The following is a 24,035-nucleotide window of genomic DNA, read 5'->3' as shown; positions in this document are numbered from 1 at the left end:
ATCTCGAAGTCCCAGCCGTTGCCGGCCGCAGAATCCACGCCGTAAACGTCGTTGACCGTGTGCCAGCCCGCGTCAACCGCGCCGTACCAGCCGTTCGGCTCTGCCGACGCAGCGCCGGCCCCCATGGCCAGCGCCGCAGCAGCGCTGGACGCCAGGATCAAACTCTTAACACGCATCGGTAAATGCCCTCCGCAGCCTTGTTGAATGTGCGACGGACACGCCGCCTCGCGCTTCTCATAACAGTGCCGCTCGCCGAGGTCGAGGCGGAAACCACACAGAAAGGGTCTAAACTATGGCAGCGTGATACCGAAGATACAGCCTCAGGTATCCTCGCGCGCCTGATCTGCCAGGAGTCGCGCCTCGCAGGCCGCGAATTCGTCCGCCGTGTCCACGTCCCAGCCCCGCTCGACCGGCATGACATGGCCCAGCGCCCCCTCGGGACGGAAGGTCCGCTCGGCGAAAAGGCGCTCCGGTCGGGCGACATAGACGGCGCCATTGACGACAAAGGTGCGCGAAAGCACCTCGGGCGCCGGCGCCAGCGTGCCGTTCGCCGCCGTCTCCACGTGGAAGGCTGCCGGTTTGGCCAGCGGCGAGATGCTGAGGACCGCCGGTGCGCCCTCTGCCTCGGCCAGGGCCACGGCCGCATCGATATCCTTGGCCCGCCGCAGGGGCGAGGTCGGTTGCAGCAGCACCACATAGTCCCAGTCGCCGCCCACTTCGCCGAGCGCGTGTTCCACCGCATCGATCACCGAGGCCTCCGGCCCCGACAGGGCGGCCGGGCGCGCGAACGGGGCCGGACACCCCATCTGCTCGGCCAGCGCCAGGACCGCCGGGTCGTCGCTCGAGACGACGATCCGGTCGAGGACCGCCGAGGCCTGCGCGGCCGCCAGCGTCCAGCCGATCATGGGCCGTCCGGCCAGCATCCGTGTGTTCTTGCCGATCATCCGGCGCGAGCCCGCCCGCGCCGGCACGATACCGATCACCCGTTTGTCGCCGATCATGGGATCTCCGCGCGCAATGCCAGCCGTGCTCCCTTGTGATCCCGCGTCGGCTTATGGGCCGTTAACGATGCGGGCGGCCTGTCCTTGCGCGGCGACCGCCACCGCCTATCCTGCAGCCATGGCATCCGTCCCTCCCGCGCAGGCCCGGCCCCCGGCGCCCGCCCTGCTGCGCCATCTGTCGATTGTCCGCGCCCTGATGCTGCGCGAACTGATCACGCGCTACGGGCGCGAGGGTCTGGGGTTTCTGTGGGTGATCGGAGAGCCGCTGGTCTTCTGCCTCGGCGTGGTCCTGATGTGGAACCTGATCCGGCCCGAATATGAGCACGGCATCCGCCTCGGCCCCATGGTCATGACCGGCTATATGGCCCTGCTGCTGCTGCGCCATCAGATCAGCTTCAGCCTCGCGGCCCTGCAGGCCAACACCGGCCTGCTGCATCACCGGTCGATTGCTGTCCTGCACCTGTATGCAGCCCGCAATGCGCTCGAGTTTCTCGGAACGACGGCCGCCTTCATGGTTGTCTATCTGCTGCTGGGTTTCCTGGGTGAGGTCTCGCCGCCCCACGACTGGAGCCTCGTCATCGTCGGCTGGCTGCTGCTCGGCTTCATGGGCGTGGGCCTGGCCCTGATCTTCAGCGGCCTGGCCCTGCGCTATACGGTCATGGAGCGCATCGTGCCGCTTCTGACCTATGCGATGATCCCCATGTCCGGGGCCTTCTTCATGGCCTCCTGGGTGCCGCCGGTGTGGCGGGACACCTATCTGCTCATTCCCTTGCCCCACGCGGTCGAGATGATCCGGGCAGGCGTGTTCGGCCCCTTCGTCGAGACCCATTTTGACGGTCTTTACGCCCTCACCTGGGGGCTGGTCCTGAACTTCGTCGGCCTGCTGCTGATCGCCGGGGCGCGCGACCGGATCGAGATGGAATGAACCGGCCATCGCCCATGGATAGCCTGTCGCGCGCGGGCACGGTATCAGTCATCCCATGACCGATACCCCGCCGGGCGCCCTGTCCCACCGATCCTCGTTTCGACCGGGTTTCCGGCTTCCGGCCCTGCCGCCCTGGGCGCCGTCATGGGCGTTCCTGATCTGCGTCGGCCTGCCGACCCTGCTGGCCGCCGTCTATTTCCTGCTGATCGCCTCGCCGCGCTATGTGTCCGAGGCGCGCTTCATCGTCCGTCAGGCGGGTCAGACCCAGCCCGACGCGCTTGGCCTCACGCTTCAGGGGGTCGGCCTCGGCACCGCCCAGACCGACGCCTTTGCCGTCCACGACTACATGCGCTCGCGCGACGCCGTGGCCGAGCTGGAGCGCACCCTCGACCTGTCGCGCGTGCTGGGCCCGCCGGGCGTCGATGTCCTGTCGCGCTGGCCGCGCCCGTGGGAGAGCCGCAGCCGCGAGGGCCTCTATCAGGGCTATCAGCGCTTCGTGACCGTCGGCTATGACGCCACCACCGGCATCAGCATCCTGCGCGTCGAGGCCTATCGCCCCGAGGATGCCCGACGCCTGGCCGAAACCCTGCTGGCCGGGGGCGAGGAGCTGGTCAACCGGCTGAACGCGCGGTCCGTGGCCGATGCGGTCACCCAGGCCGAGCGCGCGCGCGACGAGGCCCGCGACCGTCTGGACGCGGCCCAGCGGAACCTGGTGGCCTTCCGTAACCGCGAGCGCTTCATCGACCCGTCCATGGTCGCTGCCGAGGGCGCCGGCCTGATCGGCGAGCTGTCGGCCACCCTCGCGGGGCTGCGTGCGGAACGCGCCCAGCTGGCCGCCGAAGCTCCACAGAGCCCGCAACTGCCCAGCCTCGACAACCGCATCGCCGCCTATGAGCGCCAGATCTCGGCCGAACGCAGCAAGCTGGCGGGCGCCGCCACCTCGCTCGTGCCCGCCGTCAGCGCCTATGAGGATCTGGTGCTGGAGCGCGAACTGGCCGACCGCCAGCTGTCCGAGGCCACCGCCGCCCTGGTGGTGGCCGAACGCGATGCCCGGCGCCAGTCCCTCTATCTGCAGCGCGTGGTCAACCCGGGCCTCGCGGACGAGCCCACCCGCCCGCGCCGCTGGCGCGCCGTGCTGATCGTCCTGCTGGGCAGTCTGCTGCTGTATGGCGTGGGCTGGCTGGTCTGGTCGGGCCTGCGCGAGCACCGGCATCAGGGATGACGGACGCGGCGTCGCCCCTGCCAGACCCCGTGCCGGACGGGGCGCCGGGACTGGTCGTCACCGACCTGGCCAAGGCCTGGAAGCCCGGTCAGCGGCCGGTCTTTTCGGGCATTGACTTCGCCCTGCCGCGCAATGGCCGCCTTGCCCTGCTGGGCCGCAACGGTCAGGGCAAGTCCACCCTGATCAAGGTGCTGGGCGGGGTGCTGCGCCCCACGGCCGGCCAGATCCGCTGGACCATGTCCGCCTCCTGGCCAATCGGCTTCGGCGGCGGCTTTCAGGGCAGTCTGACGGGGCTCGACAACATCCGCTTCCTCGCCCGCCTCTATGAGCGCGACTTCGACGCCCTGCTCGACCATGTCGATGATTTCGCCGAACTGGGCAGCGACCTGAAGAAGCCGGTCAAACACTATTCATCGGGCATGCGCGCGCGTCTGGCCTTCGGCCTGTCGCTGGCCATCGAGTTCGACTGTTACCTGATCGACGAGGTGGTGGCCGTCGGTGACGCCCGCTTTCAGGAAAAGTGCCGCGAGGAACTGTTTGCCCGCCGCGCCGACCGGGCCTTCATCATGGCCTCGCACGACACCCATCTGGTCGAGCGCGAATGTTCCCGCGCCCTGATCCTCGAGGGCGGTCAGGCCCGCCTCTATGAAGACGTTCATGAGGCGGTCGAGGCCTACAGCTTTCTGAGGGCGGCATGAAGACGCGGCTTTCCACCCTCCTCTCGGCCGCCCGCCGGACGCTCCGCCCCCCCTCGGCCCAGGACCTGCAGACCCGGGCCGACGCCGCCCGCGACCGGAGGGACTGGATGGCGGCCGCGCGCGACTATGCCCGTTCGCTGGAGCAGGATCCCGACCGGTCGGCCATCTGGGTCCAGTACGGCCACGCCCTCAAGGAATCCGGCCGCCGGGACGAGGCGGAGCAGGCCTATCGCCGCGCCGTCGCGCTGGCACCGGACGATGCCGACGCCGCCTTCCAGCTCGGAAACCTGCTGGTCCTCACGGGTCAGCCGGAGAAGGCCCTCGAATGGCTTGAGACGGCGCTTCTGCTCATGCCAGGCCTCCAGCCTGCCCGGCAGGCCCTGCGCGATCTGGCCCGCCGGGGCGTGCGGTCCGGCCGCCCGGAGATCCTCGAGGCCCTGCGTAGCTGGCGGCCCCGCTTCGACCCGGCCTCGCCCGCAGCCTCGGCCGCCTCCGCGGATCAGGCACGCTATGTCTTCGACGTCTCGGACCTGCTCGGCTATTTCCGCAATGCGCGCCTGCCGACCGGCATCCAGCGGGTCCAGATCGAGGTCATCTCGGCCCTGCTCGCCACCGACCGGGCGGCCGACATCGCGGTCAGCGCCTTTACCGAGGCCCGCGACGGCTGGGTGGCCATCCCACCCGGCCTGTTCCTCGACCTGGCGGACGCCGCCCGCGCCGAGGGCTCGCTGGACGACCCGGACTGGCGCACCCTGATGGACACCCTGCAGATCGAGCTGGAGATGGCCCGCCCCCTGCGGTTCCGCACGGGGGCCTGGCTGGTCAATCTGGGCACCTCCTGGTGGCTGCAGAACTATTTCCTGCGCATCCGCGAGGCCTGCTGGCGGTACGGCATCCGCTATGTGCCCTTCGTCCACGACATGATCCCCGTCATGGCGCCCGAGCACTGTGTGCGCCCCCTCACCCAGGACTTCATCAGCTGGGTCATGGGCGTGTTCAGTCACGCCGACGGCTGGCTGACCAATTCGCACGCCTCGGCCCGCGACCTGCAGCGCGTGGCGGCACGGCTGGGCCAGGGCGTGGACATGGACCGGGTGCATGTCGTCCCGCTCGACGCCGACTTCCGCCCGCCGTCAGAGGTTCGGGGCGACCCCGGGCTGAGCGACCGCCACGACGCGGACACCCTGGCCCGTCTGGGCCTGCAGGCGGATCGCTATGTGCTGTTCGTCTCGACCATCGAGAGCCGCAAGAACCATCTTGAGGCCTTCCGCGCCTGGCGGATCCTGATCGACCGTCATGGCGAGGATGCGGTGCCGACCCTCGTCTGCGTCGGCAATCACGGCTGGCTGAACGATGCGGTCTTCACCCGGCTGGAGAGCGACCCGGTCCTGAAACGCAAGGTGCAGATGCGGCGCGGCCTGTCCGATGCCGAGCTGGCGGGCCTCTATCGCCGGGCCGCCTTCACCCTCTATCCCAGCCTCTATGAAGGGTGGGGTCTGCCGGTGACCGAGTCCCTGTGCCACGGCACGCCCGTGCTGGCCGCGGACGGCTCGTCCCTGCCCGAGGCCGGCGGCGATCTGGCCGTCTATTATCGCGCCGGAGACCTCGACGGTCTGGTCGAGACCCTCGAACGTCTGTCCATCACGCCCGGCTGGCGTCAGCGCCTGCGGGCCGACATTGCCGCCCGCTTCCGGCCCCGGAGCTGGGCCGCCGTGGCCGCCGACATGCTGGACCGGCTGTCGGTCTGGGACACGGGGCAGGACGCCCTGCCCGAGGCACCGGTTCCCGCTCTCCCGCCCGGCCGCTTTGTCTGGCTGCGTCGCAGTCAGGAGATGGCCGTCCGTCCCGGCCTGCTGCCGGCCGAGGCCTTTCGCGCCGGGGACAGCTGGCGCGCGCCCGAGGACTGGGGCTGTCCCACCCGGGCCGGGCAGGCCCTGCTGCGGATGACCGTCGATCCGGACGCCGGGCCGCTACGCCTGTTCCTCGGACTGAAGGGGCCGTCCGGCCACGGCTGCGACTGGCAATTGGAGGGCAATGGCGTGCGCCTTGATCAGGGCCACGTCCCGGCCGGCCAGGTCCAGTGGCGGGCGCTGGACCTGCCCCCGCGCGCGACGGCGGAGGCCAACCTGATCCTCGCCCTGAACAGCCGCCCTGCCGGTCACCCCCCTGCGTCGGACGGGCCCCTGCCCGGCGTAGGGGTGATCGGCTTCATGATCTGCGACAGGGCGGACGCCGCCGCGCGCGCCGACCTCATCGAGGCCCTCCGGCTGGACGATCTGGCCGGGCTGGAACGTCGCCAGCTGGCCGCCGCCGACACTCCCTGAAACGCAAAGGGAGCTGCCGCGCGCGCGACAGCTCCCTCTTCTTCCCGTCCCGGCCGCCTGTCTGACGGCCGGGTTTGGTCTGGGATCAGGCGAGGCCCCACGGGTCGTGGGGGGTATGGCCCTGGCCGTCGTCCAGCAGGGTCAGCTGGTGACGGTCGTCGGCCGGCAGGACGAACAGGTCGAGGTTCATCGCCTCCAGCGTCGCACCGGCATCCGCCGACAGGTCCGGCCCGACGAGGCCGCCCAGGTCGTCTTCGGCCTGCGGCAGGACCAGCGGCGTCGCATCCAGCGTAGCCTTGGCGAAGACGAAGTCGTCATCGCCCAGGGCCGGCAGGATCTGGGCGTCTCCGCCCGTCACCGGACCGGCCTCTGCGCCCGGCAGGGTCTGGGCCCCGCCGGCGTCCTTGGCCGCAGTGACGAACAGGTCGTCCTCAACCGGCGGCAGGACCTGCGGGCCGAGGTCGCCCTTGCCCAGGTCAGACGTGTCGGCGACCGGCAGCACCTGCGCACCCGCGCCGCCGTCGGCCAGCGCGCCGCCGGGCATCAGCGTCACGACCGCATCCTCGGCCTCCGGAAGCACCAGGGCGCCGTCGTCGCGGGCGTCGTGATCGACCCGGACCTGCAGACCGGGCAGGGCACTGTCGTCGTCCGCCAGCGGCGACTCCTGGGCGCCGTCGTGGCCCTCGGGCGCGGCCTCGGCGATCGCCGGCACACCGCCCGCCGTGGGGATGCCGTCGACATAGAGCGGCAGGGTGATGGCGCGGTGCTCGGCCGATTCCGAGATCTCGACCAGCAGCTGCGCCCGGGTCAGGGCGCCGCTGTTCAGCGCGTCGATATAGGTGGCGCGCCCGCCGGCATCGGCGGTCCGGTTCAGGGCCGTCTGGTACAGGGCGTCGACGAACTGGGCATTGCTCAGCGCGCCAAAGGCCTGCTGCCCCTCGGTCGAGGCGAGGAAGCTGGTGGCGATCGCCAGCAGGGTGGTGCCGCTGTTCAGCGCCTGGGTCCAGGTGATCAGGCCGTCCTCATCGGGCAGCCGGTCATAGGCGGTGTCGAACAGGCGGGCGACGGCGGCGGCATTGTCATTGCCGACCCACAGCCCTTCGGCCAGCGTCGACCAGCTGATGGCGCGGTGCTCGGCCGACTCGGCGAAGATCAGCATCAGGCCTTCGCGCGTGCCGCCGTTGGCCAGATACACCAGCCAGCTATTGATGCCGTCCGGGTCGCCGTTGCGGTCCAGGGCATTGAGGTACAGCCGGTCGATGAACTGACGATCCGTCAGGGTGCCATAGGTGCTGACGAACTCGGTCGAGGCGATGAACCGGCGGGCCAGCTCCTCCATCGACACGCCCGACTGCAGGGCGTTCAGCTGGATCTCGAAGCCCAGATCGTCGGGCTCCCGGCCAAAGGCCGCCGAATACAGCCGCATCAGCTGGGCCGCGTCGCTGTCGGCGTTGAAGGTCAGGGTGCCGTCGATGAACTCGGCGGCCTCCATGCCCGACAGGGTGTCATTGCCGCCCTCGCGACCGCCCGACACCGCATCATAGCGCGCCGAGGCATAGTTGCGGTACGCGCCCTCATAGACGGCGACGTCATAGCCGTCCCCGCCGTTCAGCGTGTCATTGCCCACACCGCCCGTCAGACGGTCATTGCCCGTCCCGCCGATCAGGGTGTCCGGACCGACCCCGCCGAACAGCTGGTCGTCACCGGTTCCCCCGTCCAGGGTCGACCCCTGCAGGGTCAGCGGAACCGCCGGCGCGCTCGGAATCGAGACGTGCAGGGTATAGGTGCCATTGGCGGGCGGAGCGCTCGTCACGAGGGAGGCCCCGCTGCCCGACGCCCATTGCGACACCTCGATATAGTAGGTGCCGGCGGCGCTGAAGGTGTAGGTCAGGCCCGAGTCCGTCGACTGGACGTCCGTTGGGCTGGCGTCGTCGTTGACGGCCAGTTGCTGACCACTGCCGTTCAGGATCCGCAGCACGGTGTCAAAGCTGGCGCGATCGATATCCAGCGTCACCTGGTCCCCGGCCTGGACCGTGATGGCATAGAATTCGCGGCCGGCTCCATTGGTCGTTGCCCGCACTGTGGAATGCGGAATCGTGGTCGAGTTGACGATATCGTCGTCCTCGAGCAGGTCGAAGGTGCCGGTCAGGGAGACCGCCGAAGCGATGCTGGTATTGGTCGTCCCGAACGGCTTTATGACGTCGGGCGCCGCAATGGCCGCCGGGCTTCCGGCATACAGGCGATCGTTGCCACCGGCGCCATTGATCACATCCACCCCGCCACCGCCGCGGATCACGTCATTGCCGGCACCGCCGGTCAGGGTGTCCGAGACGGTCGAGCCGATCACCTCCTCAATGCCGCTGAGGGTATCGGTTCCCGCTGCGCCGGTGACGCTGGTACCGTTGAGGGTGATCCCGCCGATCGCCGTCGAATAGTCGGCGATGTCATAGCCGTTGCCGCCGTTCAGGGTGTCATCGCCCATGCCCCCGATCAGGACGTCGTCGCCTTCACCGCCGTTCAGGATGTCATTGCCGAAACCGCCGTCGAGGGTGTCGTTGCCCGCCAGACCGTTGATCGTATCATTGCCACCCAGACCGCCGATCGCATCGGCGAGGGCCGTGCCGTTGATGGTCTCGTTGGTGATGTCGCCGGCGACGACCAGGCCGCCGGTCGGGGTGGCAGCAATGGTCGTGTCGGCAAATTGAAGGAATTCGACATTGGTGATGGTGTCGGTGCCGTCCGGTCCGACCACCGTGCCGATCTGGCCGTTCCAGGTGATGGTGTACTGGCTGCGGTTGCCCGAGAAGACGACCGTATCGATGCCCAGACCCCCGTCGATCTGGTCATTGCCGCCGTTGCCGCGCAGCGAATTGTTGCCCGAATTGCCACGGATCTGGTCATTGCCAGACCCGCCGATGGCATTCTCGATGACAGCGCCGAGCGCAATCGACACATTGCCGATGTAGTCCCCGACGTTCGAGAACGCCGCCTGGCGCAGGTCGATCAGCTGATTGGTGCTGTAGCCCGAGAAGTCAAAGGTGTCGTTGCCGCCTGCATCCCAGACGGCAAAGATCAGCGTGCCGTTGCCGTCCGGCGCGAACCAGGGCTGGCCGGCGTTCGAGTTGAAGCCGTAGGTAGTGTCGCCGGTGCGCGTCGTCATATTGGCGCCGTACAGACGCTGCGCAGCCGCGATGTCGTCCATCAGCGGCGCGGCGGAATACTGACGGAAGCCCGAATTCCCGACCCAGCGGATGAAGTCCCCGCCCGTGTTCTGCTCGCTGAAATAGCTCATCAGCGAGTACTGGCGGGAATCCTCGAAATAGGTGGCGTGCGCCTCATAGGTGATGGAGACGCCGGGTCCGGCGTTATAGGCGGCCGGGTGGCTGAGGCCGATGGCGTGGCCGATTTCGTGGGTCAGAACCTGATAGCCATAGGCGTTCAGCACCGGGACGGCATTGTAGCTCAGGCTGTTGTTGATCCAGACATCGCCCTGGACAGCGCCCGCGGCCGCATTACCGGGCAGATAGGCAAAGGCCGCCGCACCCTCGGCGCCGTCGAAATAGTTGCCGAACAGGATGGTGGCATTGTCGGAATAGTTGCTGCCGGTATCGGTCACCCGCTGGAAGGTGATGCCCGCCACATCGGCCCACGATTGCAGGGCCAGAAGGGTGGCCGTGATCTGGGCCTGGGTGAATTGCGAGAAACCGGTCGTCTCTTCCGGCATGGTGCCTGGCGCCGTGGCCCGGAAGGCAAAGGTCACGGTCGTGCCCTGACCCAGTCCCGACCAGGACAGGCCACTGCGGGTGATCTGGGCGCCCGCATCGATCGGGCCCAGCGACGGCTTGCCATTGGGGCCGAACCCGCCGCGCTCGTCACCATTCAGGATGACCGATTGCCCGTCACCGCCATCGCCCACGTCGATAGCGCCGTGGAAGCGCCCGCAGCCCGCGCACAGACCATAGCTCGAGATGGCGCCGAAGCTGGAGTAGGTGTCGTCATTCGGCGTGGAATCTTCCACGAACCGGCCCGAGTTACCGGTGCCGCCGAAGACCGAAAGCGCGGTCGACTGACGACCGGTGAACAGGGTGTCGAACATGGGAAGGCCCCTCACATGAATATCCGGCGGATACCCTAGAGCAGGATTTCCGAACGACAAGCGTTACCGGAACGCCGTCCATCAACTGCCGGTGAGCGCGTCGCCCGCGCCACACGCCTCGCGCGCTCCGCTTCCGTTTTCGGACGATCCGATCTAGTGAGCGCGGGCCATGGACGAGATCGAACGCCAATCCGAAGACCGCGCCTGGACCACGGCCAAGACCCTGGCCGAGGCCCTGCCCTATATCCAGAACTATGACCGCCAGACCGTGGTCATAAAGTACGGCGGCCACGCGATGGGCGAGACGGCCGTCGCGAAACAATTCGCCGCCGACATCGTGCTGTTGAAGCTGATGGGGGTGAACCCGGTCGTGGTGCACGGCGGCGGGCCCCAGATCAGCGCCATGCTGGACAAGGCGGGCGTGAAGTCCAGCTTCGTCGACGGCCTGCGCGTCACCGATCCGGACACCATGCAGGTGGCCGAAATGGTCCTGTCCGGCGCGGTCAACAAGGAGATCGCCCACTGGATCACGGTAGCCGGAAAACAGGCTGACGTGCGCGGCGTGGGCCTGTCGGGCAAGGATGCCGGCCTTCTGACCGTTGAGAAGACCCGCCGCACGCGGCGCGACCCCGACAGCCTGATCGAACAGGAGGTCGATCTGGGCTTTGTCGGCGAGCCGACCCGGGTCGATGCCAAGCTGATCACCCGGCTGATCGAATCCGATGCCGACTGGGTGCCGGTCGTCGCCCCGATCGGCGTGGCCGAGGACGGCCAGACCTATAACGTCAATGCCGACACGGTCGCGGGCGCCCTGGCCGGGGCGCTCGGCGCCAAGCGCATGCTGCTGCTCACCGACGTCGAGGGGGTCAAGGGCAAGGACGGCCAGATCATCCGCCAGATGACCCTGGCCGAGGCCGAGGGCCTGATCGCCGACGGCACCGCCACCGGCGGCATGATCCCCAAGCTTCAGACCGCCATGGCCGCCGTGCGCGCCGGGGTCGAGGCCGTGGTCATCCTCGACGGTCGCCGCCCCCACGCCATGCTGGTCGAGCTGTTCACCGAACACGGCGCCGGCACCCTGGTGCGGGCCAGATGAGCGTCGAACTCCACCGCGCCCGCGTCTGGATCTTCGACATGGACGACACCCTGTATCCGCGCGAACAGGGCGTGATGCGGCTGGTGCAGGAGCGGATCAACACCTTCATGATGGCGGCCGTCGGCCTGCCGCGCGAGGAGGCCCGCGTTCTGCAAAAGCAGTTCCTGAACGAGCACGGCACGACGCTCGCCGGCCTGATGGCCAATTATGCGGTCGACCCCGAGGCCTTCCTCCACGAGGTCCATGACGTGCCGCTGGATTCGCTCGAGCCCAATCCGGATCTGGATGCAGCGCTCCGCCGCCTGCCCGGCCGGCGGTTCGTCCTGACCAATGGCGCCCGCTATCACGCCGCCCGGGTGCTGGAGCGCATCGGCATCACCGGCGCCTTCGAGGGTGTCTTCGCCATAGAGGACATGGATCTGGTGCCCAAGCCGGCCCCGGCGACCTTCCGGCGGTTCCTCGCGGCCTATGGCCTCGAGGCCGAGGAAGCGGTCTTCTTCGAGGATACGCCGCGCAACCTCGCCCCGGCCAAGGCGCTGGGCATGACCACGGTGCTGGTCGGCGACGGCCACGGCCACGAGATCGGCGACTGGGTCGATCACCACACGCCCGATCTGCTCGAATTCCTGACCGAAACTGCCCTCAAGGAGGCCGCATGAGCGACCCCGCCCACTTCAAGTCCGTCATCGAACAGGCGTGGGAAGACCGCGCCTCGGTCTCGACCGCCACGACCGGCGACATCCGCGACGCCGTCGATCATGTGCTGGCCGGACTGGACGACGGCTCGCTCCGGGTCGCCTCGCGTGAGGCTGACGGCAGCTGGACGACCCACCAGTGGCTGAAGAAGGCGGTGCTGCTGTCCTTCCGCCTCAACCCCAACCGCCGTCAGGGCGTGGCCACCAATGCCGGCACCGGCACCCCGGATTCCACCCCCGGGCCGTACTGGGACAAGGTGCCGGTCAAATGGGCTGGCTGGACCGACAGCCGCTTCGAGGCCGCGGGGTTCCGCGCAGTCCCGGGCGCCGTCGTGCGCCACGGCGCCTTCATCGGTCGCGACGTCGTGCTGATGCCCTCCTTCGTCAACATCGGCGCCTTCGTGGGCGAGGGCACCATGGTCGACACCTGGGCCACCGTCGGCAGCTGCGCCCAGATCGGCCGCAATGTGCACCTGTCGGGCGGCGCCGGCATCGGCGGCGTGCTGGAGCCGCTTCAGGCCAACCCGACCATCATCGAGGACGGCTGTTTCATCGGCGCCCGCGCCGAGGTGGCCGAGGGCGTGATCGTCCGCGAGGGCGCGGTTCTGGCCATGGGCGTCTATCTGTCGGGCTCGACCAAGATCGTCGATCGCGCCACCGGCGAGGTCTTCCGCGGCGAGGTTCCGGCGTACAGCGTCGTGGTGCCCGGCACCCTGCCCGATCCCAACGGTGGCCCCGGCCTCTACTGCGCCGTGATCGTCAAGCGGGTCGACGCCCAGACCCGGGCCAAGACCGGCGTCAACGAGCTACTGCGCGCCTGAGCCATTCCGCCGCGCGGTTCGGGCTTGGGAACCGGCCCCCCTTGCTTTACTCAGGACGCGCGGACCGGATCCGCGGCAACAGTTGGGTGAGTGACGATGCGCGTTCTGGTTCTCGGGGGTGACGGTTTCTGCGGCTGGCCCACGGCCTTGCACCTGTCGGCCCGCGGCTGGGATGTGACCATCGTCGACAATCTGTCGCGCCGGAACATCGACAATGAGCTCGAGGTCTCGTCCCTGACGCCCATCCGCCCGATGGGCGAGCGGATCGAGGCCTGGAAGGCCGTCTCCGGCAAGGATATCGGCTTCGTCAACATGACGGTCGGCAAGGAATTCGACCGGCTGGTCGCCCTGATCCGCGACTTCGCGCCCGACAGCGTCGTCCACTTCGCCGAACAGCGCGCCGCGCCCTATTCGATGAAGTCGGCCCGGCACAAGCTCTACACCGTCGACAACAATCTGAACGCCACCAACCACCTGCTGGCCGCCATCGTCGAGAGCGGCCGCGACGTCCACCTGGCCCACCTCGGCACCATGGGCGTCTATGGCTACACCACGGCCGGCCTGCGCATCCCCGAGGGCTATCTCAAGGTCACCGTCGAGACCGACTTCGGCCCGACCGAACAGGAAATCCTGTTCCCGCCGAACCCCGGCTCCATCTACCACATGACCAAGACGCAGGACGCCCTGCTCTTCCAGTTCTACGCCAAGAACGACGGCCTGCGGATCACCGACCTGCACCAGGGCATCGTCTGGGGCGCCGAGACCGAGGAAACCCGCAAGGACGAGCGCCTGATCAACCGCTTCGACTATGACGGCGACTACGGCACCGTGCTGAACCGCTTCCTGATCCAGGCCGCGCTCGGCTATCCGCTGACGGTGCACGGCTCGGGCGGCCAGACGCGCGCCTTCATCCACATCCAGGACACGGTCCGCTGCGTCGAACTGGCCCTGCAGAACCCGCCGAAGGCCGGCGACCGGGTCAAGATCCTCAACCAGATGACCGAGAGCCGCCGCGTGCGCGACCTGGCCGAACTGATCTCGGGCATGACCGGCGCCGAGATCCACAACGTCCCCAATCCCCGTCAGGAAGCCGACGAGAACGAACTCGTCGTCGCCAATGACCAGTTCCGGGAACTGGGCCTCAAGCCCATCACCCTGGCCGAGGGGCTGATGCAGGATGTGACCGAGATCGCGCGCCGCTATGCCGACCGGGCCGACCGCTCCAAGATCCCCTGCGTTTCCAGCTGGAACGCCCGGCGCGCCGAGGCCCTCAAGTCCGAGCCCGTGGTGTCGGCGACCGCCGCCGCCCATCTGCGCACGGCCTGATCCCGGATCACGCGTGAGCCCGTCCCGCCCCCGCCAGACCCCGTCGATTCTGGTCTTCGGCGGCGGCTGGCTGGGTCAGGCCGTCGGGCGCGACGTACAGGCCCGGGGCGGCACGGCCTGGCTGACCTCGCGCTCGCCCGACACCCGCGCGGAGCTTGCGGACGCCGGCTTTCAGGCCGTCGATCCGGCCGATCCCGACGCGCTCAAGGAGGCCGTATCGGCCGTCCAGACCCTGCTGGTCACCACCCCGCCCGAACCCTCCGGCTGTCCCGGCCTGCGCGCCCTTGTGCCGGCGCTGTCGGCCTCGGGCGCCTGGCCGGACTGGATCGGCTACATCTCGTCCAGCGCCGTCTATGGCGACCGGGCCGGTGCCTGGGCCTTCGAGGACGAGCCTCTCCATGCCTCCAGCCTGACCGGCGCCCGCCGCGTCCGCGCCGAGGCCGAATGGCTGGAAGCCGGTCAGGGCATGGGCCTGACCATCCAGATCTTCCGCCTGCCCGCCCTCTACGGTCCCGGGCGCAATGTCATCGGGCGTCTGCGCGACGGAACCGCCCGGCTGGTGCACAAGCCCGGTCAGGTCTTCAACCGCATCCACGTTGACGATGTGGTCTCGGGGCTCAGGGCCTCCATGGACCGGCCCAACCCCGGCCGCGCCTACACCCTGTGCGACGACGCGCCCTCGCCCGCCGATGCCGTCATGGCCTGGACCGCCCGCCGCATGGGCCTGCCGACCCCGCCCGAGATCGACTGGACCGACCCCTCGGTGTCGGACTCCATGCGCCGCTTCTACCTCGACAACAAGCGCCTCTCCAACGCCCGCGCCAAGGCCGAACTCGGCTGGCGTCCCCGCTACCCCAGCTACCGCGAGGGGATGGAAGCCCTGCTGCAGGCGGAGTGATCCTCCGCGCAAAGCGGACTCTCGCGGCGACTGCTATGGGTTGAAAGCGGACGCTCATCGCCTTTGAAAAAGGGCTCGTTGTTCGACCAGCCATTCGGCCATCTCCTCGCACGCCAAAGCGCGACCCGGAAATACCGTGGCCTCATTGCGGAGTATTTGCGCCGAGGCTTCCAACTCCTCAATCAGAGCTGGAGGCACCGTGTCCTCACCCTCGAAAAATGTCAGGGCGTCGGTTACCGATGCCCGGAAGCGGTCGAAGTAGGCGGGACCAATGTCCCGGTACGATTGGATCGAGAGAAGCGCATTGGCGGCTTCCGATTGGACACGCTCAACGGCGATCTCGCTGTCAGATTGCATGCCTACCTCCGCTGGCCTGAGGAAGCTTACAAACTGAACGCTAGGTCCGCTATGGGTCGGGAGCCGACCGTCGCGTGGGGATGGAATGCGGACGTTGGGGCAGATACCCTAAACCGTATGGAAGACGGTGAAACGCTGGACGTCCGCTATGGGTCGACAGCGGACTGTCGCCTGAAGTTGTTGAACTGACACTGCCTGCGCCAGCTTGCTGAACGGCCGATGGCGAGGCTAATGGATTCCTCCATGGCCGATAAGCTTGACCTCTACTCCGACGTGATCACCCGCCTGGCGGGCGAGACCGTGGCCTGTTCGCCAGGCAGCTGGGATAGAGGTTTGCTTTCGATCCAGTCAGACGGTTTCAGGCTCACGTATCAGCTTCAGAACGAAGGTCATGCGGACAGGGCTTCAATCAGTGAGACATTGAGGGACCTGATCGACGAACTGTATGTGCGTATGGACCACGCTGGCGAAGTCTGGACAGGCGCACGGCTGACATGGTGGCGCGAGGGCGAGAACACCAACTTCGACATACGCTTCGACTATCCTGAACAGAATGCCGCCACAGAGCCTGGCACCAGGCGGCCTTGGTGGAAGCTCGGCCGCTGGTAGCAGAACGTGGCCGTCCGCTATGGGTCGAGAGCGGTCCTGTCCATTGAGCCGGAAAGCAGACGAATGGCGGGTCGGGAGCGAACTCTCCCTTCTCCCCTTGTGGGAGAAGGTGCCCCCTGAGAAGGGGGCGGATGAGGGGTCGCGCCGAGATTGGAAAGTCATCGGACCGGATGAAGCGGACTGCTCGTCAAACGACCGAGAGACCCCTCATCCGTCAGGCTTCGCCTGCCACCTTCTCCCGCAAGGGGAGAAGGACCGCTTACCCGATGCGCCCGATTATGAAATCAGCGCCCAAATTCCCCCACCCTTTCAACACCCCCGCCGGTTCCCGGCCCGACTTCCCCGCCTCACCCCGGGCCTGTGCAAACCTCCTCTCGTCCCGTCGCACGGAGGGCTCGTAAGGCCTGCGACCTTGTGAGCGACGGGAGCGATGGAGCGGGGTTGGAGGGGCCTCAAGCAGCGAGCGACCGCGTCGCGAACGTTAGGCCACCTTCAAACACCCTCGATCTCCGCCTCCGGGTGCGGGATCAGGGCAAGGGTCGAGGGGGATACTCGGCCGTTCCGGGACGGGGCGCAGGCCCCGCCCGCCCGTCGGAGGCGCTGCGGTAAGGCGATAAGACCGCCACCCGACGCAAGCTTCCGGAAAACCACCGCGCGGAGCGTCAGCCTTCGTCGAAACGGTAAACTCTACTCACTCCGGGCGAAGGCCCGGCGCTCCGCCTGCCCTCCAACCCGCCGCCAACACGGACGGGCGCTCGGGCGTGCCTAGAACGGCAGCAGGTTCCGTTGGCGGCTGTAGGCCATGGTGCCGACATTGGCGCCGAGGCGCAGGCCGACCCCGGTCCGCACGGGCGCCAGGATGATGCCGTCGGCCTGCTGGTAGTTCACGCCGACTCCGCCGATCAGATAGGCCGACCCTTCGACCCCCGGATAGCGGCGATAGATCATGTCCGGATAGTAGAGCCCGTACACCAGGGTGAAGACGCGACTGGCGTTGCCGCCCACGTCCCAGCCAATGGAGATGCCCTGCCAGAAGATTTCCTGCGAGGCGCTGAGGTCCTTCATATGCAGCGCGCCGCGCCCGTAGCGGACCCCGACGCCCATGGCCCCTGCGCCCTCCTCGCCCGCGATATAGGCGGTCGGGCGGTCGCCCTGGTCGGCGAAGATGCGTTCGATGGCGGCGCCCATGGCCTCGGCGGCGATGCCCAGCTCGCGCGAGCCCGCGGCCACCAGTTCATCGGCGGTATAGGCGGGCGCATCCTGGTCCGAGCGGATCGGATAGTTGGGGCCGGCCTGTCCCTGTCCCGGCTGCGAGGTCGCGCATCCGCCCAGCGAAGAGGCGGCCAGCGGCGTGGCGGCGGCCAGGCCGGTCATGATCAGCTTGCGGCGGTCCATGGCGATTCTCCTCAGGCAGCGACGGGCACACCCTGTCGCGGCCCACATTGTCGCTGCATTGAGTCAGACTTGCGGCGACAAGGTTAACCGCACATTGCCGTCAGCACCGGGTGACGATCTCCCGGGGCGTCACCGACGGCGTCATATAGACGAAGTCGCTGGTCTCGCCGGGCTCCAGATAGAAGTTGCTTTCATAGCCCGTGTTCCAGGTGACCGTGGCCTGCATCGGTTTCCGTCCGGTGTTGCGCACCCGGTAATAGGTCTGGTTGTTGACGTGGCCGTACTCGCTGTAGGCCGGGCAGACCCCCGTCACCACATCGGTCAGATGCTCGTCGGGCCACCAGGCCCCGTTTTCCATGTCGAGCTGGTCCGCATAGGCCATCAGCCCGGTCTCGAATTCCGCACAGCCCGACAGGGCCGCGCACGCGGCAACGGCAAACAGCACCTTGAATTTCATGGTCATCCCCTCAGTTCCGGAAAACTGTAATCCGGACTTTGGAAATCGACAATCTGACCGGCCCTGACGATCTACTGACGCAGGGTGGCGCCCAATTTGCCCGCCGCGGCCACGACCTTCGCCGACAGGGCGTCGATCTCGGCCTCGGTCAGGGTCGCCTGATCCGGCTGAACCGTGACCTCGAGCGCCACCGACTTGAAGCCCGGCTCGATGCCCTTGCCGCGATAGACGTCAAAGACGGCGACCTCGGTGATCAGGGTCTTGTCCGCGCCCTGCACGGCCCGGACCAGATCGCCGGCCGGCACGCGGTCCTCGACCACGAAGGCAAAGTCACGGCTCAGCGGCATCAGGGCCGACAGCTTCGCCGGCCCGCGCGACTTGGTCCGCGCGCCCCGCGGTTCGGGCACGGCGTCGAGGATCAGCTCGAAGCCCAGCATCGGCGCCTCGGCGTCGAGGGTCTTGAGCGTCGCCGGGTGCAGGGCCCCGAACTGGGCCAGCACCATCTTCGGGCCCAGCTGGACCCGGGCCGAACGGCCGGGGTGCCACCACGGGTCGACGGGCGCGCGCTCGGCGTCCTGCACGGTCTGCAGACCGGCCGGCGCGCCGATCAGGGTCAGCAGCCGCATCAGATCGCCCTTCAGCTGGAACAGCGGGTCCTCGCCCGCGCCGCTCCAGTGGCGGGCGGCGTGGGGGGCGACCACCACGGTAATCGCCGTCCGCTGGCCGGTCGGGCTGTCGTCGCGATAGACCGGGCCGATCTCGAACAGGGCCACATCGGGGTGGCCCCGGTCGGCATTCCGCGCCGCCGCCTGGATCAGGTTCGGCAGGATCGAGGGCCGCATGCAGTCCAGCCCCTGGGCGATCGGGTTCTCGACGTGCAGGCGGGCGTCGCCGCCCCCAAAATGCGTTGCGATCGCCTCGCTGGTGAAGGACCAGGTGACCGCCTCGGCATAGCCCATGGCGGCCAGCGCCCGCCGGGCCAGCCGCACACGGCCCTGCAGCGGCGACAGAAGGCCGGCGCTGGGCGCGCCCAGATCAGGCAGCGGTGTCGACGGCAGGGCGTCATAGCCGACGATCCGGGCGACTTCCTCGACCAGATCCGCCGGTCCCTCGACGTCGGCGCGCCAGCTGGGCGGGGTCACCGTCCACGGCTGGCCCGTCTCGACGGTAAAGCCGAGCGCGGTCAGCACTTCGGCCGTGCGGTCGGCGCTGATGTCGAGGCCCGTCAGGCGTCCGACCCGCGCCGGGTCAAAGGCAAAGGCTTCGGGGGCCGCCGGGGTCCGGCCCGCGACCACCACCTCGGACGGCTCGCCGCCGCACAGGTCCAGGATCATCCGGGTGGCCAGCTCGATCCCCGGCACCACGCTGGCCGGATCGACCCGGCGGGCAAAGCGGTACTGGGCGTCCGAGCTGATCCCCAGGGTCCGGCCGGTCTGGGCCGTCACCAGCGGATCGAACCAGGCGCTCTCGAGGAAGACATCGGTCGTGGCGTCCGAACAGCCGGTCGTCTCGCCGCCCATCACGCCGCCGAGGCCGATGGCGCGGCAGCCGTCGTCGTCCGCGATCACACAAATGTCGGGCGCCGTCGCATAGGTCTTGCCGTCCAGCGCGGCCAGGCTTTCGCCTTCGGTGCCGGCCCGTGCCACCACGGTCGTGCCTTGCAGGGCCGCGAGGTCGTAAGCGTGCAGCGGCCGGGCACGGTCATAGGCGATCAGATTGGTCACATCGACCAGCCGGTTGATCGAGCGCAGCCCGATCGCCGTCAGCCGCTGCTGCAGCCAGTCGGGCGACGGGCCGTTGGTAACGCCGCGGATCACCCGGCCGGCAAAGACCGGGCACTGCTCCGGCGCGTCCAGCCGGATCGAGACCGGACACGGAAACTGTCCCGCCACCGGCGTGATGGCGGGTGTCGTCAGGGTGCCGAGACCGGCAGCCGCCAGATCGCGGGCGATGCCGTCCACGCCCAGCCAGTCGGGCCGGTTGGGGGTGACCTCGAAATCGATGACCGGCTCGGCCCCGAATACGCCGGCGGCGGGGGTCCCGACCGCATGGCCCGGGTCCAGATCCAGGATGCCGTCGCTGTCGCCGGCCAGATCCAGCTCGGCGGCCGAGCAGAGCATGCCGTTCGACACCACGCCGCGCACCGGCTTTTCGACCAGGGTCACGTCCAGCCCCGGCACATAGGCCCCGATGGGCGCATAGATGGTCACCAGACCGGCGCGGGCGTTGGGCGCCCCGCACACGATCTCCTTCATGCCGTCCACCGTCTCGACCTGACAGATCTGCAGCCGGTCGGCGTTCGGATGGCGCTCGGCCGAGACGATCCGGGCAACGGTGAAGGGCGCCAGTTTCGCGGTGGGGTCGATGACGCCCTCGACCTCGAGACCGGCCATGGTCATGGCATCGGCCACCGCATCGACGTCGGCAGTCGTGTCGAGGTGCGCCTTCAGCCAGGAGAGGGTGAATTTCACGACGTCTTGCCCTGAGCCTCTTGCCGGGCCTTTTCGGCCTCCGCATGCATGCGGTCCATGGCCTCGCGGGTGCCCGTCAGGCCACGTTCCAGTTCGGCCACGGCCTGCTCGGGGCCCGTGAAGCCGATCTGCATGAAGCGGCAGTTGACGAAGCGCGTGTTGCGGAAGCCCACGACGCCGGCCGCGCGCGGTCCGCGCGGAGTCAGCAGCAGCGTCCGCACGTCCGTGGCGGCGCCCATGTTGCAGCCCTCGAACTGTACCCCTTCGCCGATCCCCAGCACGGCCGGCCCCTCGATCAGGCAATCCGTAAAGGTCTTGCCCTCGATCAGGAACGTGCCGGCGTTCATATGCTGGGCGGCCATGGCCGGCAGCCAGATCGCCTCGTTCTGGAAGGTGTCGCGCTCGACCAGTTCACGTCCGGACGGGCTGGTGATCGGGGTCTTCGAAGGTTCGGTCATGGGAAATGTCCTGGAATCGGTAGGGTCAGCTCAGCCCGGCGGCGGGGCTGGGCGCGGCGAAGGCCGAGAAGCCGTAGTGGGCCAGCCAGCGGCTGTCGGCCTCGAACATGGGGCGAAGGTCGGGGATGCCGTATTTGAGCATGGCCAGGCGGTCGACACCCATGCCGAAGGCAAAGCCCTGGTACTCGTCCGGGTCGATGCCGCAGGTGCGCAGCACATTGGGATGCACCATGCCGCAGCCCAGGATCTCCATCCAGCTGTCGCCCTCGTTGAGCTTCAGCACCCCGCCCGAGCGGTCGCAACGGATGTCCATCTCGGCCGAGGGCTCGGTGAAGGGGAAATGGTGGGGCCGGAAGCGCGCGTCGATGCCGTCCACCTCGAAAAAGCGGGCGACGAAGGTCTCAAGCGTCCACTTGAGGTGGCCCATGTGGATGTCGCGGTCGATCACCAGACCCTCGACCTGATGGAACATGGGCGTGTGGGTCGCGTCCGAGTCCTTCCGGAAGGTCCGACCCGGCGCGATGATGCGGATCGGCGGCTGGCCCGACATCATGGTGCGGATCTGCACCGGGCTGGTGTGGGTGCGCAGCACCTTGCGCTCGCCCGTCTCCGGGTCGGGCTTGAGGAAGAAGGTGTCGTGCATTTCCCGCGCCGGGTGCTTGGGCGGAAAGTTCAGCGCGGTGAAATTGTGGAAGTCGTCCTCAATGTCGGGACCTTCGGCGACCGAGAAGCCCATTTCGGCGAACAGCGCGACCATTTCGTCCATGACCTGCAGGGTCGGGTGGACGCTGCCGGCCCGGGCGGCGCGGGGCGGCAGGGTCAGGTCCATGTGTTCGGACTTCAGCCGGGCTTCCAGCTCGGCGGCCTCCAGCTCAGCCTTGCGGGCCGTCAGGGCCGCGCTGACGCGATCGCGCAGGCCGTTGATGCGCGGGCCCTCGACGCGACGCTCGTCGGGGCTCATGGCGCCCAGACCCTTGAGCAGGCCCGAGATCGACCCCGTCTTGCCGAGGGCCGAAACGCGCAGTTCTTCCAGCGCCTGCACGCTGTCGGCCGAGCCGATGGCGTTGATCAGGTCGAGTTCCAGTTGATTGAGGTCTGTCATGACGCCCGTCGTCTAGCGAGCCGCAAGCCGTTCGTCACCCCGAAAGGCCCCTTCGACAATCGCGCCCGAATGGGCAGCGAGGGCCAGGGCCGAAGACATCCCGCGAATTATCGTCCGGACAAGGATATATCTCTATGTTTTCGTTGCAAAAACTTCGATTTCAGCAAAGCCATCCTTAAGAGATGGCCCGTCAGGATGCGCCGGTTAGTCAGGAGTACCGGAATGGCCCGCATCAGGGACTATCGCGTCATCGCCGAGCCCGTGGGGCCCGATGTGAGGGGATCGTCCGTCTTTGAGCGCTTCCGGGCCGAGCCGGACACCCTGGCCATCGCCGTCGTGGATGACACGGGCCAGCCGCTGGGCCTGATCGAGCGGAACGCCTTCACGCTCAAAATGGCCGCGGAGTTCGGGCGGGCCCTCTATGCCCGTCGTCCGGTCGCAGCCCTGATGGACCCTGCCCCGCTGGTGGTTGATGGCGAGATGGACGCGGCCACCCTGTTCGAGAACCTCGACAATGCCGCGCTCGGCGGCCTCCTCGGCGGGTTCATCGTCACCGAAGACGGGCGCTACAGCGGGGTGGGATCGGGCGTGCAGCTGTTGCAGGCGGCCAGCGCGCTGGCCCGTGCCTCCAGCCGCGCCAAGTCCGAGTTCCTGGCGGTCATGAGCCACGAGATCCGCACGCCCCTGAACGGGGTGCTGGGGGTCGCGGCGCTGATGGAGCGCGAACTGACGCAGGAGGACCTGCGCCCCCATGTCCGGACCATTCTCGATTCCGGCCAGGGCCTGCTGCGCCTGCTGAACGACGCCCTCGACATGTCGCGCGCGGATGCGGGAGCCCTGACGCTGGAGCCCCAACCCCTCGACCTGACGGTCGTGGCCGATGACCTCAAGGCGCTCTGGCGGGCCCGGGCCGAGGAAAAGGGCATCACCCTGTCGGTGTCCTGCGAGAATCCGGACGAGGTCTGGGTGCTGGGCGACGAGGTCCGCATCAAACAGGTGCTCAACAATCTGATCGGCAATGCGCTGAAGTTCACCCCGTCAGGAGAGGTGCGCGCGACCCTGACAGTGCAGGCCCGAGCCCAAGGTATTTGCGTCGAGGGCCAGGTCGACGACAGCGGGCCGGGTATCCCCGCCGACCGCATCGAGCAGGTCTTCCAGCCGTTCAACACCGGCGGGGCCGGGCGTGAGGGTGCCGGCGCCGGCATGGGCCTGGCCATCTGCCGGCAGATCGTGGAGCGGATGGGCGGCCGGATTTCCGCAGACCGCTCAGGGTTTGGTGGCGCATCCTTCCGGTTCACCCTGGAACTTGAGGCCGCCACGCCCGAGCACCGTGCGGCACGCCAGCAACGCCCCGAACCCACGGCCCACGACAGCCTGCATGTGCTGGTCGCCGACGACCACCCCACCAACCGCTTTCTGGCGGGCAAGCTTCTGGAACTGTTCGGGTGCAGCCACGAGGCCGTCCAGAACGGCGCCGAGGCGGTCGACGCCGTGCGGTCCGGCGCCTTCGACCTCGTGCTCATGGACATCAAGATGCCCGTCATGGACGGGGTCGCCGCCACGCGGGCCATCCGCGCCTCGGGTCCGGCGGGGGCCGCCCTGCCCATCCTGGCCCTTACGGCCAATGCGGATGAGCAGGACGCCCGGTCCTATCTGGCTGCAGGCATGAATGCGGTGGTGTCAAAGCCCATCCAGCCCGACGTCCTGCTGGACGCGATCCGGCGGGCCATGGGCGCACCCTCCCTGCAGCAGGCGGCCTGAGCCTAGTCCTTCAGGACGAAGGTGATCTTCAGATTGACGCGGTATTCGGTGATCTGGCCGCCGTCCACGACGACCTTCTGCTCCTGGACCCAGGCGCCACGCACCTGGTCGAGCGTTTCGTCGGCGCGGGCGATGCCCTTCTTGATCGCGTCCTCGAAGCTGACGGTCGAGGCGGAGGTGATCTCGGTGACGCGGGCAACGGACATGGGGAAACTCCTGTATGGTTGAGGTTCCCTTCCAACGGCGGCGGGCCGTCGCGGTTGCCTCGACACGGAGTCCGGACATGAAAACGCCCGCCGTCCGGTGCCGGAGGCGGGCGTCTT

20 protein-coding genes are annotated in these 24,035 nt (G+C 68.3%); 11 read left to right on the top strand and 9 right to left on the bottom strand.

Annotated features, from left to right (window positions below):
- Positions 1–320 precede the first annotated feature (320 nt).
- Positions 321–1,001 carry an acylneuraminate cytidylyltransferase family protein gene (locus LC068_RS10680; protein WP_226637033.1) on the bottom strand — a complete coding sequence of 227 codons (681 nt, stop codon included), beginning with the start codon at positions 999–1,001 and terminating at the stop codon, positions 321–323.
- Positions 1,002–1,119: 118 nt separating this feature from the next.
- Here LC068_RS10680 and LC068_RS10675 point away from each other — a divergent pair, with 118 nt between their 5' ends.
- From LC068_RS10675 to LC068_RS10660, 4 genes are read left to right on the top strand one after another with little or no spacing between them, the layout of a single operon-like run.
- A complete protein-coding gene (locus LC068_RS10675; RefSeq protein ID WP_226637031.1) occupies positions 1,120–1,926 on the top strand; it encodes an ABC transporter permease in 807 nt (268 codons plus the stop codon).
- 55 nt (positions 1,927–1,981) lie between these two features.
- Positions 1,982–3,148, top strand: a complete 1,167-nt coding sequence (locus LC068_RS10670; RefSeq protein WP_226637028.1) for a chain-length determining protein — start codon at positions 1,982–1,984, stop codon at positions 3,146–3,148.
- The gene (locus LC068_RS10665; RefSeq protein ID WP_226637025.1) at positions 3,145–3,846 is read left to right on the top strand and encodes an ABC transporter ATP-binding protein; all 702 of its coding nucleotides are present in this window, start codon (positions 3,145–3,147) and stop codon (positions 3,844–3,846) included. Before LC068_RS10670 ends, LC068_RS10665 begins: the two co-directional genes overlap by 4 nt.
- Entirely contained in the window at positions 3,843–6,170 is a 2,328-nt protein-coding gene (locus LC068_RS10660; RefSeq protein ID WP_226637024.1) for a glycosyltransferase family 4 protein, read from the top strand. Before LC068_RS10665 ends, LC068_RS10660 begins: the two co-directional genes overlap by 4 nt.
- A gap of 85 nt (positions 6,171–6,255) precedes the next feature.
- On the opposite strand, the gene LC068_RS13820 is transcribed toward LC068_RS10660, so the two are convergent.
- On the bottom strand, positions 6,256–10,266 hold the full coding sequence (locus tag LC068_RS13820) for a DUF4214 domain-containing protein (RefSeq protein WP_264182322.1): 4,011 nt from the start codon (positions 10,264–10,266) through the stop codon (positions 6,256–6,258).
- 169 nt (positions 10,267–10,435) lie between these two features.
- Here LC068_RS13820 and argB point away from each other — a divergent pair, with 169 nt between their 5' ends.
- The 5 genes from argB to LC068_RS10620 all read left to right on the top strand — a co-directional run bounded on the left by argB (position 10,436) and on the right by LC068_RS10620 (position 15,102).
- Entirely contained in the window at positions 10,436–11,362 is a 927-nt protein-coding gene (gene argB, locus LC068_RS10640; protein ID WP_264182321.1) for an acetylglutamate kinase, read from the top strand.
- Positions 11,359–12,021, top strand: a complete 663-nt coding sequence (locus LC068_RS10635; protein ID WP_226637023.1) for a pyrimidine 5'-nucleotidase — start codon at positions 11,359–11,361, stop codon at positions 12,019–12,021. The genes argB and LC068_RS10635 overlap by 4 nt, the downstream gene beginning before the upstream one ends.
- On the top strand, positions 12,018–12,878 hold the full coding sequence (gene dapD, locus LC068_RS10630) for a 2,3,4,5-tetrahydropyridine-2,6-dicarboxylate N-succinyltransferase (protein WP_226637022.1): 861 nt from the start codon (positions 12,018–12,020) through the stop codon (positions 12,876–12,878). The genes LC068_RS10635 and dapD overlap by 4 nt, the downstream gene beginning before the upstream one ends.
- Positions 12,879–12,974: 96 nt before the next feature.
- Complete coding sequence (locus tag LC068_RS10625; RefSeq protein WP_226637021.1) at positions 12,975–14,204, top strand: NAD-dependent epimerase/dehydratase family protein; 1,230 nt, start codon at positions 12,975–12,977, stop codon at positions 14,202–14,204.
- 13 nt (positions 14,205–14,217) lie between these two features.
- Positions 14,218–15,102 carry an NAD-dependent epimerase/dehydratase family protein gene (locus tag LC068_RS10620; protein WP_226637019.1) on the top strand — a complete coding sequence of 295 codons (885 nt, stop codon included), beginning with the start codon at positions 14,218–14,220 and terminating at the stop codon, positions 15,100–15,102.
- 54 nt (positions 15,103–15,156) lie between these two features.
- On the opposite strand, the gene LC068_RS10615 is transcribed toward LC068_RS10620, so the two are convergent.
- Positions 15,157–15,459, bottom strand: a complete 303-nt coding sequence (locus tag LC068_RS10615) for a hypothetical protein (RefSeq protein ID WP_226637016.1) — start codon at positions 15,457–15,459, stop codon at positions 15,157–15,159.
- Between the two features lie 243 nt (positions 15,460–15,702).
- Between LC068_RS10615 and LC068_RS10610 the strand changes: the two genes are divergently transcribed.
- Positions 15,703–16,068, top strand: a complete 366-nt coding sequence (locus tag LC068_RS10610) for a hypothetical protein (RefSeq protein ID WP_226637014.1) — start codon at positions 15,703–15,705, stop codon at positions 16,066–16,068.
- A 765-nt stretch (positions 16,069–16,833) separates the two neighbouring features.
- On the opposite strand, the gene LC068_RS10605 is transcribed toward LC068_RS10610, so the two are convergent.
- From LC068_RS10605 to pheS, 5 genes are all read right to left on the bottom strand, one after another.
- On the bottom strand, positions 16,834–17,463 hold the full coding sequence (locus LC068_RS10605; RefSeq protein ID WP_209118984.1) for a DUF1134 domain-containing protein: 630 nt from the start codon (positions 17,461–17,463) through the stop codon (positions 16,834–16,836).
- A gap of 100 nt (positions 17,464–17,563) precedes the next feature.
- Positions 17,564–17,920 carry a hypothetical protein gene (locus tag LC068_RS10600; RefSeq protein WP_226637012.1) on the bottom strand — a complete coding sequence of 119 codons (357 nt, stop codon included), beginning with the start codon at positions 17,918–17,920 and terminating at the stop codon, positions 17,564–17,566.
- Positions 17,921–17,991: 71 nt separating this feature from the next.
- Entirely contained in the window at positions 17,992–20,391 is a 2,400-nt protein-coding gene (pheT, locus tag LC068_RS10595) for a phenylalanine--tRNA ligase subunit beta (RefSeq protein WP_226637009.1), read from the bottom strand.
- A complete protein-coding gene (locus tag LC068_RS10590; RefSeq protein ID WP_226637006.1) occupies positions 20,388–20,849 on the bottom strand; it encodes a hypothetical protein in 462 nt (153 codons plus the stop codon). Before LC068_RS10590 ends, pheT begins: the two co-directional genes overlap by 4 nt.
- Before the next feature lie 25 nt (positions 20,850–20,874).
- On the bottom strand, positions 20,875–21,951 hold the full coding sequence (gene pheS / locus LC068_RS10585; protein WP_226637004.1) for a phenylalanine--tRNA ligase subunit alpha: 1,077 nt from the start codon (positions 21,949–21,951) through the stop codon (positions 20,875–20,877).
- A 222-nt stretch (positions 21,952–22,173) separates the two neighbouring features.
- Between pheS and LC068_RS10580 the strand changes: the two genes are divergently transcribed.
- Positions 22,174–23,712, top strand: coding sequence for a response regulator (locus tag LC068_RS10580; protein WP_226637001.1), 1,539 nt, complete (start codon positions 22,174–22,176; stop codon positions 23,710–23,712).
- Positions 23,713–23,714: 2 nt separating this feature from the next.
- Here LC068_RS10580 and LC068_RS10575 read toward each other — a convergent pair whose 3' ends face one another.
- On the bottom strand, positions 23,715–23,918 hold the full coding sequence (locus LC068_RS10575) for a dodecin family protein (protein WP_209118972.1): 204 nt from the start codon (positions 23,916–23,918) through the stop codon (positions 23,715–23,717).
- Positions 23,919–24,035 lie beyond the last annotated feature (117 nt).

The organism is Brevundimonas poindexterae, from assembly GCF_020524625.1.
In the GTDB taxonomy this organism is placed as follows: domain Bacteria; phylum Pseudomonadota; class Alphaproteobacteria; order Caulobacterales; family Caulobacteraceae; genus Brevundimonas; species Brevundimonas poindexterae_A.
Note: the sequence above shows the minus strand (reverse complement) of the source record. Positions and strands in the feature narration are given on the sequence as shown.